Below are 20501 nucleotides of genomic sequence, written 5' to 3'. Positions count from 1 at the left end.
TCCATATCTTTGAAACTAGAGACCTCCAAGGCAAGGTGGATGCGATGACGTTAAAGGTAAGAATCTTTATTATCTTTCTATTAAGTTCGTTTGTTCCTTTGATATGTATCAGTACGATCTCTTACTATACGATCAACTCCATTCTGGCCAATAAGATTGAAGCTGGGATCAGGAGCAATCTGAAGCAGGTATCTCTATCTTTAGAAAACTCAATCAATAGTCTAAACCATATATCTCAACAATTTGCTTATGAAGGTACGATCGTAAGAGAGCTTGATGAGCTTATGCAAACCGAAGAGCCCTTTCATCGAATGAAGCTGCAGCACCAGTTTATGAGCAAGTTGAACTTAATCACCTTTACGAATCCAGATGTCGGATTGACGTTATATTATTTTAATAATGATAAAACGTACCAGTTCGAAAATCTGCCTGTGAAATATAGCTTCTCGCCTGAGAAGCAGCCTCTCTTCGCTCAATTTTACGGAATTTCTTATTACGGACCTCATGAGAGCTTTAATCGCCTTGATAACAATTATGTAATATCGGCATTACGAAAAGTAGATTACCCAGAACGCAATGATGTGTATGTATATATCGAAATGGGATTGAAATTGGTACAGGATATGCTGGAAAACGAACAATCCAAAAATAGTGTTTCCCATGTGATCTTGGATAGCAATGGAGGAATCTCCTATAGCGAGGTTCCGCATTTATTCAGGAGTGGAAAGATGTATCCCGAATTTTCTAATGGAGCTGCTTCTGGCTATAACAAAGGTTATTACTGGTATAAGCAGGAGAGCAGTCAAGGCTGGAGTGTCGTTTCCGTTATTGCGGAGGAAGACTTCAATAAAGAGAAGAATCGATGGATTATCCAGATAACGCTATTCACCCTAATCTTTTTTGTCGTAACGATATTGCTGGCATGGCTTATGTGGAATATGGTGTACAAGCCTCTCAACCGTTTTCAGACGGAAATTAACACGATTACACATGCTCAATCCCAAACTAGCATTGAACAGACGAAGATACCTGAATTTGACGATTTGCTGCGCCAATTTCAACACATGAAAGAGCAGATCTGGGAATTGTTCAATGAGATCAAAGGGAAAGAGAAACAGCGGGTTGATCTTGAAGTGGAAAAGCTGCTGTACCAGATTAACCCCCACTTCTTGATGAATACGCTCGATACCGCGCACTGGCTCGCGGTCATGAACGGACAGCATGAAATTGATCGTCTGGTGCAGTCTCTGAATAAATTACTCTATTATAATCTAGGCAAATTGGGCCGACCTTCAACCATAGAAGAAGAAATCGATGCGATCAAACAATATTTGGTGTTGCAGCAGATTCGATATGACTTTAAATTTGACGTTCGAATTCAGGTGGATGAGGATGTACTGAAAATGCAGGTCCCCCGATTCATCCTGCAGCCGCTCGTGGAAAACTCGCTTTATCATGGTTTAAATGATGATGGACATATAATAGTAGATGTCAGGTTGAAAGACGGTATTGAGATTGCGATTCATGATAACGGCATGGGAATATCGGAAGAATCGATTCATAAACTGCTGAACAATACGACTGCCGAACATCAGAAGGTTGGAATGGGAATTGGAATGAATTATGTCAAACGCACGATAGAGTCCCAATATGAAGGGAAAGCAAAGCTCGAAATAAAAAGCGAGATTGGGAAGGGAACGAGCATATATTTAACTTTTCCGATTGAAGAGGTGAGCACACAACATGATTAAAGTGCTTGTCGTAGATGACGACAAATTGGTCCGCAAAGGGCTCATTTCTATGATGCCGTGGCAAGATTTCAACATGCAGGTTGTTGGCGAAGCAAACAATGGAGAGAAAGCATTGGAGCTGCTGGAGACGCAAGAGGTTGATTTATTGTTGACCGATCTCGCTATGCCTGTGATGTCCGGAATTGAATTGATGAGAATTGTCCGCAAACGGTTCCCGGAGATCCATATCGTCGTTCTGACCTTACACCAAGATTTTGAGTATATACAAGAAGCACTCCGCTTAGGGGCGATAGATTATATCGCGAAGGTAGAACTTGAGAAAGAACAATTGGAGGAAGTCCTTGGCAGGATCGAGAGCCGGATTCACGAGCAGACCATAACACGCAGTCAGAGTAAATCAGCATCACTTGCGATCAACCATGGATGCGCAGTTTTCTGTTTAGACAGTGTTTCCTGCAGCGAGTGGAGCAAAGATATGAATTTTTCCGCAGATGTCAGCATGGTAGAAGTGGATCGGGGCAGTTGGCTGTTATTTTCTAATGAGGGTGATAATAGTTATCTAGCTCAACAAGTGCATACCAAAGTGAAAACATTGGAACATGCGATGTTGGTCGAACTGGCCGATGTAAAAGGATTGTCACGTAATGAAGTAGAGCGATGGATCAGGGATTTTAGAGAAAGAGATTTGTTCTATGATTACCATCCGGACAACAAAATCATAAATATATGCATTCACAGAATATATCAACAACGGCCCGAATCACATGATGGATGTTTAGAAGCTTTGAAAGAGCTGCTGCTTTCTCCAAAGTGGCTGTTTAATGATTACTTATTCCATAAACTCGTTCGAGAATTAAAGTTATTCAGACTGCCGCAAGCCAAGCTCATTGGACTCTTATATGCCTTTGTAAGCGAGTGGAACCGTTCATTTTCTCAAACCGTGCTGGGGGAAATCGAACTGATCGAACCTATTCATTCCTGGTATCAAATTGAGCTATGGATAGAGGAGGTTCGCAGATTGACTCGGATTGCAGCAGATAAAACCAGCTACTCGCAGGAAATCATCGATTGCATCCTTAAAGCGGAGCAAATGATGAGGGCTGAAATGGATCAACAATTGACTGCTGCAGAGGTAGCTAAAAGATTGAATATAAGCCGGAGCTATTTCAGCCAATGCTTTAAGGATATTATCGGGAATACGTTTAATGACCATGTCCGAATGATTCGAGTAGAAAAAGCGAAACAGTATTTGCTCTATACGAACAAAACCATTCAATGGATCTCGGAAAAAACCGGGTACATGGATGAAAAGTATTTTAGTCGTACCTTCCGAGAACTTACAGGTATGCTTCCAAGCGAGTACCGACTTAGCAAACGTACCAACAACTAAATGACACCGTGCTAAAGAGGAGATCAAATGCAGACCAAAAGCGCCATGATAGTCATTATCGCATTATTGTTATTGATAACTGCTTGTGACGGATCAAGTACGCTTCATTCCAGTTCCATGACGGAAAGTGATGAATATCTTCCATTCGGTAAATACGAGCAGCCGGTTACGTTAAGTGTCGGAATGGGTGTAGACCCTAACTTTAAATCTTACTTGGGGGATACTCCGGCTAAAAATCCTTGGGTTGAGGCTATAAAAGATACGTTGAATGTAAATATCAAAATTGACTGGATCGTCACCAATCAAAATATGAAACAGAAGATGGACTTGGCGATTACGAGCAATACGCTGCCGGATGCGATGGTAGTCTCGCAATTCCAACTCAACCAGATGGTCAAGGCCGATGAGCTTGCGGATTTGACGGAGGTTTATTATGATTATGCATCGCCTGTCATGAAAAGCATTATCGACAGCACAAATGGGAATGCGCTGGAACAGGCCACTTTCAACGGCAAACTGCTTGCTCTTCCCTCCGCATGTGCAGAGGATTTCAGTATGATGTGGATACGCAAGGACTGGCTGGATCGACTTGGACTTCAACCCCCAACGACGATGGATGAATTGGAAGAAGTAGCGAGAGCATTTATCGAGAACGATCCTGACAGCAATGGACGAGCGGATACGACGGGAATCGTCACAGGCGCTGCTCTCTATGATGATTTTCTTGCCGGTCCCGATAGCTTTAATTTGGATCCTATCTTTTCCGCTTATAACGCTCACCCGGGCTTTTGGCTGAATGACGCTGAAGGCAACCTGGTCTATGGGTCCATACAGCCGGAGATGAAGGAGGCCCTTGCCAAGCTGCGCGATCTATACGCCAACCAATTGATCTATCAGGAGATAGGTATTAGCGAATCCGTCGCAGAAGTTGTGATTGACGGAAAAGCCGGAATCTTCTTTGCTCCTTACTCAGGTGGATATTGGCCGGTACCGGAAGCGTTGAAGAACAATCCAAGAGCAAACTGGCAGGCTTATGCTTTACCTCTCGATGGAAATGGAAAGTTTAATGCCAAGGTGTTTCAGCCGACGAGATCGTTTGTTGTCGTTCGTAAAGGCTACAAGCACCCTGAAGCTGTTATTAAAGTAGCGAATCTTATTCTGAGAGACGAGTATAAATACGGGGTGGACTTCCAGCCTCTGCGAATTTCCATGTCTATGCGCGATGAGATTTCGTTTTCGGTTAGAGCCTTGAATGATGTATTAACGGGGGTTCGCAAGAAGGAGGACTTCGCGGACAAAGTTACATATCCGCAGCTAAATAACGACTTGTATACCATCAGAAATACGAAACTGATGCCATTTGATCATACGGATATCGAATATTGGAATACATGGGAGAACAATTTCAAACGAGCTTATTCTTTGCTGGTAGGCGGTAAAAATCTGCTTGATCCGAATGTGAATAAAATAACCAGTGTTTATAATTCATATACCGAAACGATGGAAACCCAATGGCGACATCTATTGGACTCAGAAAAAGATATGTTTACTCAGATCATTATGGGGGTCGCTCCGCTCGAAGCATTTGATGAATGGGTCATGGACTGGAAGGAGAAGGGCGGCGGTCTCATTACGAGTGAAGTTGAAAATGCGATAAAACAGGAATAATAGTCGAGCATCTGGCTTGGTTTACTTAGCGGCTTTTACACACTCATCGACAGGCCACTTGTCGAGGGGGGGGTAAAGGCCGTTTTTTCTATTCAATCATCCCACTGCGGAGTTTCTAGACAATGGTGGACTAATGGTGGGTAAACAGGGTGAGTAATGCCGACAGAATGAATACATCCAGGCTTCAACTCCGAAATTTACAGTCATTTATCTACCTTAACTAGCGACTACTTCCTAACTTGAAAAATGGTGAATTCACTATAATTTATATATGAAGATGCAATTACGAAGTATAAAAAGAAATGGAGGGTCCACATGAAAAGACGAATTTCTTTACTGCTTTCATTTGTGTTACTTTTTTCACTTGTGTTGTCCGCTTGTTCGTCAGATTCGAATGAAGCTGAACCCGAAAAGACGGATAAGACAGAAACCGTTACTCCAAAAGAGGACGAGAAAGAAGAAGATAAGGCCGCTGAGGCCAACGGTACTGACGAAGATGGCAACGGGGTTGCGGATTGGCAAGAGAAACCGATTGAATTGTTATTTGCGCATCGTTTCTATGGCGAAAATGACGATACCAATCCGTTGTATCTAAACATTCGGAAGTTTGAAGAAAAGTATCCGAACATCAAAGTCGTCCGTGATCGTCAATTTGCAATTGAACAAAGCGATACAGATGAGCTCGAGATATTAACGGCAAGAGCGATGGAAGGAACGCTGCCTGATATATTCTATTCACCGCTTTCAGCTGAAGCGTACGATAGAGAGCTGACGTTAGATTTAACGCCTTTCCTGGAAGCTGACCCAGAGTCCAAATGGATCTCTGATAATGCGAGAAGCATTATGAAAACGTATGACGGTAAAGAAACTTACGGGGTAGCTTGGATGTCTGTAGGACAATTCCCAGCTATTAACGTAAAGCTGTTAAAGGAAAATAATATCGCGATACCACCATATAACTGGACTTACGAAGATTATGAGCATTTGCGTGCGGAAGTAGCGAAGCTCACTCCTAATAAGCCGATCTTCCCTGGAATGATTGACTTTATCGAGATCGGGTCGCACTACTTTGACAGTATTCCAAACGGTTGGAAAGGGTTCAATACGGATACACGGAAATTTGATTATACCAATAGCAAACGATTTGGCGAATGGCTCAATCTAGTTTCCAATGAAGGCAAGGAAGGACTGCACTTCTACGACCTGCCAGAGGCAGAAAGAAAGAAGAAGGTTGGAGAATTAAGCTGGTCTTGGGGTGATGGTTTAGAAGCAGTCGGAAACGTATGGTTGTATGGACTGAGTTCAGATGTGAATGAATTGATCAAAACACGAAAAATGGAAATTGATATCTACCCAATGCCGAAAGCCCCTGAGGGCGGCACAACCGCTATCCGCGCTTACTATGACACCATGAGTATATCCAGCGCATTGGCGGAAGATCCGGTAAAGGCTGAGGCGGCATTTCAGTTAATAAAATGGCTGACATACAGTGAAGAAGGGTTGAAGTCCCGCTGGGCATTGATTGATGAATATAGCAATCTGCCAGAGGATGCGCCGTTAAGAGCGGAAGATCGATTGATGGACTTTATAATGGGCTGGCCGATTACAACCAATCCTGAAGTCTTGAAGCATCATCCTCTTGTTAAGGGATTCCCAGAAGGCAGCAGCTTGGCTATGTTTAATTTCAAAGCGTTCCAAAATGTGGATTTCCAACAAATGCTCTCTAATGCTGTGGCTTTCCCAAGAAACATTCCTGCTGTAGTTAAGGCCTACGAAACATTAAACCCGTGGGAAATTAGGAACGACATCAGAGATGAAGGTAAAAAATACAGCGATATTGCTCCTGAATGGGACGCATTGTTGAACAAGACACTTGATGATTACTTGAGTGAATACAATAGTAAATAATTTAAGATGAACAATCAATAGTTTCTATTTGAAGATCATTCATTTAGAAACTATTGATTTATTATCGGAAAATTCGGCTTATTTCGAAAAATTGATTCTGTTAGGTTGTGATCAAGTGACGACAAAAAAGAAACTCGTGTATGTTACTGCAAGTATATTCCTGATCGTAATTGCAGTCGGTTTATTGGTCGGTGGTAATTACATCAAGAAGGACGGTTCTGGAAAAGAGCCTTCCAAAGCCGATTATGAACGCAGTGTCGCAGTTGTCGAAGCATATGTGAATCAATATGAAGAGGAAAGCAATTACTACAGTGTCTTTCAGAAATGGGAACAAGAGAAGGTGCCCGTTCCGGATCGGCCTTACAACATTCTAGTTGCACAAATGAGCGGCGGCCAAGTATACAATAATGCGAAAAGCGAAGGGTATGGCGGCGATGTCGTCTATCTCGCACCCAAAGATGTCTTAACTTTTGATGTAGATGTTTCTGACCAAGGGCTGTATGAAATTTGGCTTGATTACAACATAAAAGCCAAAACATCTTTGATGCCCGAGCTTGATGTCGATGTGAACGGCAAGAATCAGTACAACGAGATGAACGAAATTAGGCTCGCGATGGATTGGCAGATAGAAGCGGCTGGCTATAAGGTTGACCGTTACGGCGACGAATTGACTCCGAAGTCGGAACTCATGCCGCAATGGAAGCAAGAAGGATTGACTGATCCTAACTTCTTCTTCTCCGAACCGTTGAAGTTTCATTTGAACAAAGGGAAAAATACGATCAGCATCACGCTGAACGAAGGTTATATTCTAATCGGTAAGATTGAGCTTAAGAATACGTTAGTCTCCCCTCCGGCATATGAAGAATACCGCACGATTAAAAGGGGAACGGAAGAGGGCGCCAACGACCTCGTTACGATCGAAGCTGAAGATGTTTCTCACAAGAGCAGACAAAGTATTCGAACCAAATATGTCAGAGATCCACAAGTTACGCCTTATTCCTACAAGCATCGAGTGATGAATGTATTGGACGGCTATTCATTCGGGGAAAGCGGAGACAGGGTTTCTTATCAGTTTGCTGTGAATGAAAGCGGATACTATAATCTAACGTTCAAATATTCACAAAATACCAATAATGGGATGCCGACAAGCAGAAGGATTGAAATGGATGGAGAAGTCCCGTTCAAGGAATTAGAAAGCTATTCATTTGACTATTCGAGCGGCTGGAAGAATGAAACGCTGCAGGATGAAAACGGGGAACCTTATCAAATCTACTTGGAAAAGGGCGATCATACCCTAACGCTATCTATATACAACTCGGATATGAGAGACATCTATCATGAGCTGCTGAAGACATTGAAGGTTATCGATTCTACAGCTCAAGAAGTGCATCGGTTAACCGGCGGCCTTGTCGACAAAGAACGGAAGTGGAAGATCGAAAAGTACATACCTGAGATTACTGCTTATTTGCAAGTGATCGCAGGCAATATCCATGATCAAAAATTAGCTTTGATTGAGCAGACCAAGACGGATGATTTGCCGATCATTTCAGAACTGGAGCTTGCTGAAGATCTTATTCGCGATTTTATCGAAGATCCGGAAGATCTGCCGCATTATATGAACAGGTTTAGTGAAGGGCAATCATCAGCATACGGCAAGATCAAGACGATACTTCCTATGCTGATCTATAATCCGATGCACCTAGACAAGATATACGTCCATGATGGAGGCGAGCTCCCTGCGCCTCAAGCCGGTATGATAACCAGCGCTGTGGAAAGTACCAAAGCTTTCTTCTATTCCTTTACGAATCCTAGATATGCGAACGCTGCGACAGTAGACGATGACACGGTTGATGTATGGGTTAATCAATCCCGACTGTATGTCGAAATCATGCAGCGGATGATTGACGAGGGGTTTACGCCTGAAACGGGGATCAAAGTCAAATTGTCTCTCCTGCCGGATGAAAACAAGATTGTGTTATCGAATGCGGCGGACAGCACTCCTGATGCTGCCTTAGGGGTCAGCCATGGAAAACCTTTCGAGCTGGCGCTCAGAGGTATTATCGAAAACTTAAGGACGTATGACGGATTCTACGAATTAGCTGAACAATTCAATCCCAGCACATTCGTGCCCTTTATCTATGACGATGGTGTGTACGCCATTCCGGAAACACAAGGCGTCAAATTATTATTTTACCGTAAAGATATCTTGAAGTTTATTGGAGAAGAACCGCCGCAAACATGGGAGGATGTCACCAGTCTCGTTCCGATGCTGCAAAAATATGATATGAACTTCTATACGCCGCTTGGCTCGGATAGTGCGTACAAGGGATTTGACGTTACCCAGCCGTTCATCTATCAATTTGGCGGAAATTTGTATGACTCTACTGGAAGTAAGACGGTAATTAACAAAGACGGAGCCTATCAGGCATTTGAATTTATGACAGACCTCTTTACGGTGTACAACATCCCGATCACAACCTCGGAATTTTTCCAAAGCTTTAGAGACGGAAAAACGCCGGTCGGTATCGGTGATGCCAATACCTATATTCAATTAAAGTACGCTGCACCTGAGCTTGCCGGACAGTGGGGGATACTCCCGATACCTGGTGTTAAAAATGAAGACGGAGTTATTGAACGCTGGGATCCAACCTACGGAAGCACAAGTATCATCTTCAAAAGCAGCGACAAAAAAGAAGCGGCATGGGAATTTATCAAGTGGTGGGCGAGCGCTGAGACGCAAAGCGCGTTCTCCTATAACATTCAAGCGACTCTGGGAGATAAATTCTTATACATGACGGCAAACGTTGAAGGGTTCGAAAAGAGCGCATGGCCTTCCGACTCTAAAGACGTGATCTTGGAGCAATGGAAATGGATTCAGGCAACCGGAAAAGTTCCTGGAGATTATGTGCTGGAACGTGAAATCAGCAATGCATGGAACAAAGTGGTGTTCGACAAACAAAACCCGCGAAGCGCAATCGACAATGCCGTAAAAACCGTCAACAGGGAACTCGAACGGAAATTGAAAGAGTTTGGCTATATCGAGAACGGTAAATCGATCAAACCTTACGTTGTTCCAACGATTGAAAATGTAGAGGATTGGGTGAGAATCAATGGAAAGTAACGTTAGGATAAACGTCGAGGTAAACCGGCAAACGAAAAAAAGACTTTATAAACTGACAGATTCTCCTTATCTGTTTATCTTTCCGTATGCTGCGTTCTTTACGCTGCTGATCGTTTTACCGGTAGCTGTTGCGGCGGGGTTATCCTTAACTTATTTTAATACGGTTGAATTTCCTAAGTTTGTCGGATTTCAAAATTTCATCGATCTATTCACAGGCGATACGGTGTTTCTGCAGCATGCCGTGTCCAATACATTATTATATTCCATCATTGTAGGACCTATCGGATATATGCTGGCGTTCTTGCTGGCTTGGATGCTATCGCAAGTTCCCCATCGAATCAGAACCATCTATACCGTCATTATTTATTCTCCATCAGTTACCGGGCCCGTTATGATGGGGATTGTATGGAGGGTACTGTTCAGCGGAGACCGCACAGGCTACTTAAACTATTGGCTCTTAGATATGGGCATGATTCAGGAGCCGCTGCAATGGTTGAAATCACCAGATCTGCTGGTTCCGATCATGATCTTTATCGGACTGTGGGGAAGCATGGGTGTAGGATTTCTGGCCATGTTGGCAGGCTTGCTGAACATTGATAAAGCGCTATATGAAGCTGCCTATATCGACGGTATTCGAAACCGCTGGCAGGAAATCTTCTTTATCACGATTCCGTCGATGAAGCCCCAGATGCTGTTCGGAGCGGTTATGGCTATCATCGGCACCTTTAACGCATCGGGGGTCGCGGCAACACTCAGCGGTGGGTCACCTCCACCACAGTATGCCGGATGGTTGATCGTCGACCATGCTAACGACTTTGGATTCGTTCGTTACGAGATGGGATATGCATCTGCAGTTACCATTGTTCTGTTGTGCATCGTTATTTTATTCAACAAGATCAGCTACAAATTGTTTGGCGACAAGGATTAGTCGCACTATTTCCCATTAGCGTGGTGAGAAGAATGGTCAAGATTAACCCGAGGAAACTTCATAAGGATCAATTAGGCTTTCATCTGTTTTTAACCGCGATGAGTATTTTTATGGGGCTTCCCATCATTTTCATCGTGAATCATGCGTTCAAGCCATTCACTGAGCTGTTTGCGTATCCGCCAAGGTTTTTCGTTCAAAGTCCGACGCTCGAGAATTTCCGTCTGTTATTTCAATTCTCATCGGAATCGGGAATACCGGCATCCAGATACTTGTTCAACAGCTTAGTGACGACCACCTTGGTTATTCTGCTTACCTTGCTTATTAGCTCACTAGCGGCTTTCGCATTGTCGAAGCTGAAATTCAAAGGTAAGCATACCTTCAATAAGGTCAATACGTTGTCGTTGATGCTCGTTCCAGTAGCGGTTGCGATTCCTCGATTCCTAATTATTGAGAAATTGGGGATATACAATACGTATCTCGCTCACATCATTCCGATGCTGGCGATGCCGATCGGCATCTTCTTGATCAAACAATTTATGGATCAAGTTCCGGACGATCTGATCGAGGCTTCCAAGATGGATGGGGCAGGGAATTGGCGAGTTTATTGGAATGTGATGCTACCGCTTGTCAAACCGGCTCTTGTTACGGTTGCGATTCTAACGTTCCAGGCAAGCTGGGGCAATGGCGAGAGTTCGTCCGTCTTTATGGATGACGAGTCCTTGCGGACGCTTCCTTTCTACTTGGGTACCTTAATCGGGTCGTCAGGCAATATTGTAGCCGGTGCGGGATTGTCTGCTGTGGCCGGATTGGTGATGTTTGTTCCTAACTTGATATTATTCATTATTTTACAAAATAAAGTCATGGATTCCATGGCGCATACGGGGATTAAGTAATATGAGGAAAACACTGAAGTTTTTTACGTCATTTGTGCTTCTGTTCTTCTTTACGTATAATGCCTACGCTGCCGCCGAGGCTCCATACTTCACTTACACGAGTGACAGCGATGGCTTTACTCAGAAGACGCAGACCGCTTATACACCGACCACGCAGATCAGCGTGATTAACGGTCAGAGGCTAGGGATGCCTGAGCATGTATTTGTTGATGATCAGGACTACGTCTATATTACGGACAGCGCCTTAAACAAAGTGTTTATCTTGGATCAGGATTTTCGCTTTTATAAAGAGCTGACCAGCGATAAGTTCTCAGCCATAAAAAGTACGTTCGTCACCGAACAGTACATCTATGTGGTGGATACGGCGAAGAATACCATTTTAATATTCGACAAGCCGTCACATACCTTGGTGCTAGAGATCGGTAAACCAGACTCGCCGATCTTCAAGGAAGGCTATGAATTTACACCGACTCACGTCGCGGTTGATATCAGGGGCAATATTTATGTGAGAAGCACAGGTTCTGTAAACGGATTGGTCATGTTAAACAGAGACGGGGAGTTTATTACTTTCTTCGGTGCTAACCCGTTAAATGTCCCTTTGCTGGACCAAGTGCGGTCCATCTTCCTGACAGAAGTACAGGAAGCGAAGATTCAGAAGGTATTCTCTGATGTGCCGAACAATCTTGCGATCGATAAGAAAGGCTTTATTTATACGGTTACTTCCTCGATCGAGACCAATCCGATCAAGAAGTTTAACGTATCGGGATCCAATTATTTTCCGGATCGTATCGTTGGATCATTTTCGATGGAGAGCGTGTGGATCGGCAAGCATAATAACGTGTTCTCCGTTAGTTCTGACGGTTGGATATTCGAGTACGACACGAATGGGAAGCTATTGTTTTTGTTTGGAGGGAAAGACTTCAACTCCAGCCGGTTAGGTCTCTTGAATCGACCTATAAGCATCGCGTCCAACTCTTCAGATGAACTAATAGTCGTTGATCAAGGTACGAAGCTGATTCAAAACTATCGCTCAACCGAATTCTCTGACGCCGTTCATAACGCAATGGATGCATACCAAGACGGTGATTATGCAAAGAGTAGAGACCTTTGGAAGTATACGCTCCAATATAACTCGAAGTTTGACAAAGCCCGCATCGGTTTAGGTGATGCATTCCTCCGTGAAGGTGATACTGCTGGTGCCAGTGAGGAATTTGGCTATGCAAAATATAAGACGGGTATATCGGAAGCCTTTTATGAGATTCGCCAAGTATGGCTGCAAAACAACTTAAACATCGTGTTTGGTGTCCTCCTTGCCATCTTGCTGATTGGTTACGCTCATAAAATATTAAATAAACGCTATACGTACGGTTCAAAGATAACCGGCAAGCTAAAAGAATATGTGAAAAAGGTTAAGATCGTCGACGATTTGCTCTATGTGTTTACTTTCTTGAAGCAGCCGTTGGAAGGATTCTATCAGATACAGTCTGAGAAAAGGGTCTCAAGGAAATCGTCAACCGTTATATACCTTCTGGTCATCGTCCTATTCATCTTGCATTATGAATACACCAATCCATTATTTGTATCCGATCAAGGATATATTGTGTATGAATTATGGGTCTTTATCGGGCTTGCCGCATTATGGATGGTGTCCAATTACTTAATCTGCTCCATCTCTGATGGTGAAGGGAAATTTAGGGACGTCTATAACGCTACGGCATACTCCTTGAGTCCGGTGCTTGTCATCATGCCGCCACTCATTCTGTTTAGCAATGGATTAACGTTGGAGCAGTCGGTATTTTATCATTTGCCGATTCAGGCCATGTTGATCTGGGTCGTATTCTTAATGTTCTTTATGATCAAGGATATTCACAATTATGAGGTCGGCGAAACAGTTGGCGTCATTTTTAGAAGCTTGTTTACCATGCTGATTATCGGATTGTTACTATTTGTCCTCTATTCGATCGGCAGTCAATTACTTGGTTTTGTGCAAGATGTGGTTACGGAGGCGAGCAAAAGATGGTTGTAAAAAAATATTTGAAATTCGGAATCGTATTTCTCATACTGGCAGCACTCGGTGTGAACTACTTGTTGAGCGATGTCCAGGATGTTGAATATGGGATCGCTGCAGCGGAGAGCAACCCTCATAGCTTTGCTGTTAACGATACGCCGAACACATGTGCAATCAAAGCCTCCGCAGTAAAAATTCCGGCTACCTTCAAAAAGGTAGCCGACAATGAACAGTTAGAACTTTATCTTGAGGAAGAGACTGTTGCAATAGCGGTCAAGGATAAATGCAATGGGTATACCTGGTTCTCCTATGACGTCGGTATGGATATGAAAGGGGCAGGATACAGCGCTGATATGATCGCATACATCAAGTCGGGTATCTCCATCATAACGTACGATAAATTTACGCCGGGGCGGAGAACGATACTGGGCGATCGGGTGGAAAAGACGTTTCAGCAAACAGAGGATGGATTTATCGCGTCGGTTGATTTTACGAGGGCTCAGATCAAATTTGATGTGGTTGTCACTCTGCAGCAAGGGGATGTAATCGTCAATATTCCACGTGAGAGCATTCAGGAATATAACCCGAAGTTATGGAAGGCCGGCAACAACGATATTTCATTAAGCGATATTATTGTGTATCCGTTCTTCGGAAGCACAACTCACAAAGAAGATGGATATATCGTCATTCCTGACGGATCCGGAGCGATTGTGAAGCTGGATGAAGTACCGAAGTACGCAACCGGATATTCAGCCCCTGTATATGGCCAAGATCCAGGATATGAAGGCACTGCGGAGATGAATTCTAGAGGAATTACGGTAAAGCCTCTGGAAAGAGTGTCCCTGCCGATTTACGGAATTATTCATGATGTTGATCATGCCGGCGTGTTGGTCATCGCGGAAAACGGCTCTAGCTACGCGACCTACAATTATGAATCAAGGGACTTGCAATCCCAATATTATCAATCGTATTTCACGTATAACTACCGTACGGCATATGCTCAGTTCCAAAGCCGGGTTAAAAAAGATCAGAGTATCCTAGGTTTTCAGGAGCACCCGAATCAATTTGAACTGGTCCAGCGTTATGTTTTTCTAAACGACAAGCAAGCAAACTATGTTGGGGTAGCAAAGGGCTTCCGTGATTTCCTGGTCAAGAAAGACGGGTTGAAGAAATCCGAGCTTGCGCATGATAAGGTCCCGATGAGAATTGATTTTATTAATAACGAAATCACCTGGGGAACGCTGGGGATTGAAAATATTCCGGCGACGAAGTATAAGCAGGCTCAAGAGATTGTAAAGACACTAGTAGATAAAGGTTACGATAATTTGAATGTGATATTCAAAACCTTCATCGCAGATGACTTTTCCTATCGTTTCAACGTCATGAGCAACCTCGGCGGAAGCAAAGATTTTAAGGAAACGATGGATTACTTCACCTCCAACGGGATTAAGTTTAGCTATTACGTTGATTACGCCCGATCCTATTTCGAAAAAACGAAATATACAGCGAGCAAAATGAATCGAAAAGATCTAGAAGTGATAAATGATAATAAAGGGCTATTTAACTATTTGAATAATCCGAAATATTATAAGACTCTAGCCGAAAAAGATCTCGATGCTTATAAAAAGCATAACATTGGATCGCTGGCATTGGATGGATTCGGAACAGGTCTATTCACTCATTATGATCATGGAACCATTGGTTATTCGAACGAGGGAATGGCGTACACAGAAAATGTGCTGCAGGTTCTAAACGATAGCGGCATCGAAACTGGCATGTATCAGCCTGATGCTTATCTGTATAAATACATCAGCGATTATTACGACGCGCCGATCACTTCTTCGGAACTCATATTCATCGATGCTACCGTTCCTTTGGTACCGCTTGTCTTGAGCGGTTATGCGGATATGTATTCACCGTACATGAATCTATCCTCCAACGATGCCGATACCATGCTGCGGTTAGTTGAATATGGAATCTATCCGTCCTTTGTATTAACAGGCGAGTCGACGTATGACATTAAATATACCGCATCTAATGATATCTTTACCTCGGAGTTGAAGTATTTAGAGGATCGTATCGATTATTATTACACCTCTATTCGTACAGCGTTGAGTGAGGTATTAGGCAGCGAAATGATCGATCATCGGATTATTGATACCGGGGTGGTACTGGTTGAGTATGACAATGGCAAGAAGATACTCATCAATTACAACAATTCGGATTATATCTACGAAGATGTGAAAATTAAATCAAAAGGGTTTGAGATTCTATGAAGACTATTACCGCTAAAGGTAATTCGGAAACAGGAAACGTTAAGCCCAAAAAATTTCGACTGAGCATGAGGAGTAAACAAGGCTTAACTGGCTTACTCTTCATCAGCCCTTGGATTTTCGGTTTCCTTGCATTTGTTGCATACCCGTTGTATCGGACCATCTTCATGAGCTTCAATAATGTTTCCTTTGGATTCAAAACGGGATGGAGATATAAATGGCTCGGATTGGACAATTACAGGAGAATATTGTTTGAAGATATCGACTTTGTCATCGAAGCTCAAAATTACTTTGTCAGCACACTGCTGTATGTTCCGGTCATTATAGCCTTGTCGATCATTATCGCCGTACTGCTCAATCAAAAAATAAGAGGGAAGGCGTTTTATCGCCTGCTATTCTTCTTGCCCATCATTATTTTAAATGGTGAGCTGATGGAGAATATGAGCACTTACGGAGGAATGTCGATCCTTGAGAATCGTTTTATTCTGGAAATGCTCTTTATGGTAATTCCTTCTAAAGGTGTCGTGCTGTTGATCGTCGACGTCTTTGAACTCATCGTTCAATTGCTGTGGTATAGCGCCATCCCGATTCTGATCTTCCTGGCGGCGCTGCAGAAGATCAGCAAGAGCTTGTACGAGGCAGCTTCAATCGACGGAGCCTCTCCGTGGACTTCTTTCTGGAAGATCACCTTGCCTACTATATATCCGTTGGTAGGTGTATGTATGATCTATGTGGTTGTATTCCTGGCCAATTTTGAAGCGAACCCGATCAATTCCATTATTATGCAGTCGAAGTTCGACGGGTCCAGGCGCGAAGGGTATGCTTCCGCAATTTCGATTCTGTACTCCTTTGTTCAGATCGCACTTATATTCATCCTGTACTATACAACTCGCGTTAAGGACTCGAAGGGAAGGTGATCACATTGTCCAGCATGTTTCCACGTGTCAAGAAAGAAGCGAAAAAGCACATACCAACGTTAAAGAAGCATCTCTTGGGGATGCAAATAAGCGACGGTCTTGCCTATAAAGCAGCAACATATGCGATTCTGACGATCTTTGGGTTCGTGTTCTTATATCCGCTGCTCTACATGCTATCGGCAAGCCTTATGTCTAACCTGGACCTAGTTGACAACAGTGTAGAGTGGATTCCATCCACTCTATATACGTTGAACTATGAGTTGACATGGAAGGCGCTCAAGCTTCCGAACGCGTTCGTAACGACCGCTTTAGTAGCCGGTGCTTCGACGATAGGTGTCATTGTGTCTTCTGCGGTCATAGGCTACGGTTTGGCACGTTTCGAATTTAGAGGTAAGAATATCGTGTTTGCCTTGCTGCTGTTTACCTACATCGTTCCAAAGACGCTGCTATTCATTCCTAGATTTCAGATTTTTACGGAATTAGGGTTGAAAGGGAATCTTGGGGCGCTTGTGGTGCCTGCATTAAGCGGTCAAGGAGAGCAAGCGGCACTTTTTATCCTGATCTTCTATCAGTTTTTCAAAATGATTCCTAAGTCGTTGGAGGAAGCCGCCTATATCGATGGAGCAGGTGCCTTTAGAACGTTCTGGAAGATTGCGATCCCGATGGTTGGTCCGGCTTTTATTATCGTAGGGGTTTACGGATTCTCTATCTATTGGAATGAGACGTTCTTAACTTCCTTCTATTTGGATGGCAAGATTCAGACCGTTCCTATGCTGTTAGGAGAATTGGGCAACAATCTCGGCGGAGCGATCAAGGAAAGCAGTGCGGGCGATATCAGTAAGAATCCGAACTTAAGCTATACGGAGGCCAAAGCTTTTGCAGGGACCCTCCTATCTATTCTTCCGCTAGCCATCATGTATTTGGTTGTACAGAGATGGTTCGTAGAAAGCATCGATAAGACCGGCATCACCGGTGAGTAGTGTATCATAACCAAGAAATTCAACGTGTCATTGTTTAAAGGCTTATCCCTATTAAAACAAGTTGGGAGTGCGCATGAACATGTTATTTCATCGAAAGAAGTACGGCAGGTCCATGATTATTCTGCTGGGTTGCCTAATGCTCATATCAGCGGGATGCAGCAAACAAACCAGCATCAAAGCAGAAGAGGTGAAGGTTCAGAATATGGTAAAGTCGATCGCAACAGACAAGGCAGCTTATGCACCGGGTGATCCGGTAAAATTCACACTGCAGATGAACCAAGAGGTAAGCGGGGCTACACTGAATGTGCAGTATCGTCATCTTGATGAGCTTATCGGGCAGCAGGAGCTGCACTTGGAAGGAGAACAGGCGATTTGGGACTGGACGCCGCCTGAGGCGGACTTCAAAGGGTATATGGTCGAGGTGTTCCTATCCGTGAAGGGCGAAGTACAGGATCATCATAATATCGCCGTGGACGTCTCCTCCGACTGGAGCAAGTTCCCTCGTTATGGCTATCTGGCTGATTTTTATGAGATGAGAACGGAGGATATGGCTAAGGTTATAAACCGTCTGAATCGTTTCCATATTAACGGTATACAATTCTATGACTGGCAGTATAAGCATCATACGCCGGTTAAGCTAGAGAACGGTGAGCTCGCTGAACAATGGAAGGATATTGCGAACCGGCCCGTTGCTTCGAGTACAGTCAAAGGCTATATCGATTTGGCCCATGAACACAATATCAAAGCGATGAATTATAATTTGATATTTGGCGCGTATGAAGACGCGGAGCAAGACGGAGTGAAGAGCGAGTGGGCGCTGTATAAAGATCCAAACGCCACCGAGCAGGACAAACATCCGCTTCCGGATAGTTGGCCGAGCGACATTATGGTTTATGATCCAGCGAACCCGGAATGGCAAGATTATTTGATCAAACAGGAGAAACAGGTGTTTGAGAAGCTTCCTTTTGATGGATGGCATGTGGATCAACTGGGTGATCGGGGACCGCTGTGGACTGCCAAAGGGGAAAAGGCCTCGCTTCCTACAGGGTATGTGTCATTTCTACAGGCTGCCAAGCAGAAGCTGGATGTGGATTATGTCATGAATGCGGTAGACCAGTATGCTCTGACCGACTTGGCTATGGAAGCGCCGTTAAATTTCCTCTATACCGAGGTATGGGGGGGACATCCAGATTACAACAACCTCAAGGAAATCATCGATAAGAATAAGATATTTAGCAAGAATAAATTGAATACGGTGCTCGCCGCGTATATGAACTATGGGAAGGGCAGCTCAAAGGGAGAGTTCAATACACCGGGAGTTCTGCTCACGGATGCGGTGATCTTTGCTTCCGGCGGTGCTCATTTGGAGCTTGGCGAGAATATGCTGTGCAGTGAATACTTTCCGAACCGTAACCTGAAGATTCCACAGGAGCTGGAGCAGCAGTTGGTTCGATACTATGACTTCATGGTCGCCTATCAGAATCTGCTGCGCGACGGACTGGAAAACTCCAAGGTAAAGGCTCAAGGAGCGGGCGATGTGCAAATAGCCCCGTACGCGACGAAAGGCAAGGTATGGTCTTTTACCAAGAACAAGGATGGAAGCGACATCGTTCACTTTATTAATTTTACGGACGCGGTGACGATGAACTGGAATGATAACGAAGGGACTCAAGCCGAGCCGACTGAACGCAGCAACGTGAAGATTACGGTTCAAACCAGTGGGAAAGTGGATCGGATTACGTTCGCTTCCCCGGATTATTATAACGGATCGCCTATAGAGCTTAAGTTTGAACAAAAGGACGATCAAGTATCTCTTGAGCTGCCGAAGCTGAAATACTGGGATATGATAAAGATAACTTATAAGTCAGAATAAATCTTAACGGGTTGATTATGGTTAGTTGCCGCCATAATTGACCTGTTTTTGTTAGTCGAATATTTGCCAGGCGTTTAGCCAAGCCTATTACAGTTAACCCGACGCAGCGGGACGAAATGAAGAGCATTAGGTGTGAACATCATGGTCCTGCTATCTATATAGACTCGGCGCTCATAGGCTTGGAGGTATACATATGCCATTATTACTTGCAATCGCAATCAGTACAGGGTTATTGTCCGGGGTGTGGGCAGTGTTCAGCATGTCGCTGGAGCTCATCACGTTCGCGGGATTCCTCGGATGGTCAACATACTTTGCGGCGGGCGGTGGAACGAAAGGACTCCAGACAGCGCTCGCGACGAACTTCAGCGGTGTCCTATGGGGGTTCCTCATCGTACAGATGACGGACCTGTTTATACTCGTTATTGGAGACGCGCTGGGACTAGGGCTCGCAACGGCAATCGGCGCGGGAGCGATGTGCTTGCAGTCCCGTTGGAAGCTACTAGGATATATACCGGGAGCGTTTATCGGCAGCTCTACTTTCTTTGCGACTGGCAGCGACTTAAGCGGCGCGATATCCGGGCTTATATTCGGAGCTCTGCTTGGCTTTATTTCCGAGAAGGGAACCGCGCTGATCAGACCGACTAACACGCGCTAACACGCTAGACCCAGTGCAGGTTGATCAAGCAATTATTTTCCATAATTAAGAATGTTATCGATAACTTGATTATATGAACTAGGTATTCTATGATAGTGGTGTGCTGACCAGAGATGTAAATGCGGCACGCTTATCG

Annotated in this window: 13 protein-coding genes; all 13 read left to right on the top strand. The window is 44.0% G+C overall.

Annotation, left to right across the window (positions count from 1 at the left end):
- Positions 1 to 44: 44 nt before the first annotated feature.
- On the top strand, positions 45 to 1751 hold the full coding sequence (locus tag AC3WTP_RS08350) for a sensor histidine kinase (protein WP_492394133.1): 1707 nt from the start codon (positions 45 to 47) through the stop codon (positions 1749 to 1751).
- Positions 1744 to 3141 (top strand): response regulator, encoded by a 1398-nt coding sequence (locus AC3WTP_RS08345; protein WP_492394132.1) that lies wholly within the window; start codon positions 1744 to 1746, stop codon positions 3139 to 3141. Before AC3WTP_RS08350 ends, AC3WTP_RS08345 begins: the two co-directional genes overlap by 8 nt.
- A gap of 27 nt (positions 3142 to 3168) precedes the next feature.
- Complete coding sequence (locus tag AC3WTP_RS08340; protein ID WP_492394131.1) at positions 3169 to 4809, top strand: extracellular solute-binding protein; 1641 nt, start codon at positions 3169 to 3171, stop codon at positions 4807 to 4809.
- Between the two features lie 315 nt (positions 4810 to 5124).
- Positions 5125 to 6717, top strand: a complete 1593-nt coding sequence (locus AC3WTP_RS08335; protein WP_492394130.1) for an ABC transporter substrate-binding protein — start codon at positions 5125 to 5127, stop codon at positions 6715 to 6717.
- Between the two features lie 115 nt (positions 6718 to 6832).
- Positions 6833 to 9838, top strand: a complete 3006-nt coding sequence (locus tag AC3WTP_RS08330) for an extracellular solute-binding protein (RefSeq protein ID WP_492394129.1) — start codon at positions 6833 to 6835, stop codon at positions 9836 to 9838.
- Entirely contained in the window at positions 9828 to 10766 is a 939-nt protein-coding gene (locus AC3WTP_RS08325; protein WP_492394128.1) for a carbohydrate ABC transporter permease, read from the top strand. Before AC3WTP_RS08330 ends, AC3WTP_RS08325 begins: the two co-directional genes overlap by 11 nt.
- A 32-nt stretch (positions 10767 to 10798) precedes the next feature.
- Positions 10799 to 11659 carry a carbohydrate ABC transporter permease gene (locus AC3WTP_RS08320; protein WP_492394127.1) on the top strand — a complete coding sequence of 287 codons (861 nt, stop codon included), beginning with the start codon at positions 10799 to 10801 and terminating at the stop codon, positions 11657 to 11659.
- A gap of 1 nt (position 11660) precedes the next feature.
- Positions 11661 to 13685 carry a YIP1 family protein gene (locus AC3WTP_RS08315; protein WP_492394126.1) on the top strand — a complete coding sequence of 675 codons (2025 nt, stop codon included), beginning with the start codon at positions 11661 to 11663 and terminating at the stop codon, positions 13683 to 13685.
- Positions 13676 to 15943, top strand: a complete 2268-nt coding sequence (locus AC3WTP_RS08310; RefSeq protein WP_492394125.1) for a DUF5696 domain-containing protein — start codon at positions 13676 to 13678, stop codon at positions 15941 to 15943. The genes AC3WTP_RS08315 and AC3WTP_RS08310 overlap by 10 nt, the downstream gene beginning before the upstream one ends.
- Entirely contained in the window at positions 15940 to 16857 is a 918-nt protein-coding gene (locus AC3WTP_RS08305) for a carbohydrate ABC transporter permease (RefSeq protein ID WP_492394124.1), read from the top strand. Before AC3WTP_RS08310 ends, AC3WTP_RS08305 begins: the two co-directional genes overlap by 4 nt.
- 14 nt (positions 16858 to 16871) lie before the next feature.
- Complete coding sequence (locus tag AC3WTP_RS08300; protein WP_492394195.1) at positions 16872 to 17837, top strand: carbohydrate ABC transporter permease; 966 nt, start codon at positions 16872 to 16874, stop codon at positions 17835 to 17837.
- Between the two features lie 79 nt (positions 17838 to 17916).
- On the top strand, positions 17917 to 19710 hold the full coding sequence (locus AC3WTP_RS08295) for a glycoside hydrolase family 66 protein (protein ID WP_492394123.1): 1794 nt from the start codon (positions 17917 to 17919) through the stop codon (positions 19708 to 19710).
- 193 nt (positions 19711 to 19903) lie between these two features.
- Positions 19904 to 20365, top strand: a complete 462-nt coding sequence (locus tag AC3WTP_RS08290) for a DUF1097 domain-containing protein (protein WP_492394122.1) — start codon at positions 19904 to 19906, stop codon at positions 20363 to 20365.
- The last annotated feature ends 136 nt before the right edge of the window (positions 20366 to 20501 follow it).

Source organism: Paenibacillus sp. EB106-04-04-XG159 (genome assembly GCF_058791835.1).
The sequence above is the reverse complement of the archived record's forward strand: the minus strand, read 5'-3'. Positions and strand labels throughout refer to the sequence as shown.

Excerpts from the sequence above, each read along its gene's own strand:
- AC3WTP_RS08350 (WP_492394133.1), top strand. The coding sequence starts at position 45 with ATGACGTTAAAGGTAAGAATCTTTATTATCTTTCTATTAAGTTCGTTT.
- AC3WTP_RS08345 (WP_492394132.1), top strand. The coding sequence starts at position 1,744 with ATGATTAAAGTGCTTGTCGTAGATGACGACAAATTGGTCCGCAAAGGG.
- AC3WTP_RS08340 (WP_492394131.1), top strand. The coding sequence starts at position 3,169 with ATGCAGACCAAAAGCGCCATGATAGTCATTATCGCATTATTGTTATTG.
- AC3WTP_RS08335 (WP_492394130.1), top strand. The coding sequence starts at position 5,125 with ATGAAAAGACGAATTTCTTTACTGCTTTCATTTGTGTTACTTTTTTCA.
- AC3WTP_RS08325 (WP_492394128.1), top strand. The coding sequence starts at position 9,828 with ATGGAAAGTAACGTTAGGATAAACGTCGAGGTAAACCGGCAAACGAAA.
- AC3WTP_RS08320 (WP_492394127.1), top strand. The coding sequence starts at position 10,799 with ATGGTCAAGATTAACCCGAGGAAACTTCATAAGGATCAATTAGGCTTT.
- AC3WTP_RS08315 (WP_492394126.1), top strand. The coding sequence starts at position 11,661 with ATGAGGAAAACACTGAAGTTTTTTACGTCATTTGTGCTTCTGTTCTTC.
- AC3WTP_RS08310 (WP_492394125.1), top strand. The coding sequence starts at position 13,676 with ATGGTTGTAAAAAAATATTTGAAATTCGGAATCGTATTTCTCATACTG.
- AC3WTP_RS08305 (WP_492394124.1), top strand. The coding sequence starts at position 15,940 with ATGAAGACTATTACCGCTAAAGGTAATTCGGAAACAGGAAACGTTAAG.
- AC3WTP_RS08300 (WP_492394195.1), top strand. The coding sequence starts at position 16,872 with ATGTTTCCACGTGTCAAGAAAGAAGCGAAAAAGCACATACCAACGTTA.
- AC3WTP_RS08295 (WP_492394123.1), top strand. The coding sequence starts at position 17,917 with ATGTTATTTCATCGAAAGAAGTACGGCAGGTCCATGATTATTCTGCTG.
- AC3WTP_RS08290 (WP_492394122.1), top strand. The coding sequence starts at position 19,904 with ATGCCATTATTACTTGCAATCGCAATCAGTACAGGGTTATTGTCCGGG.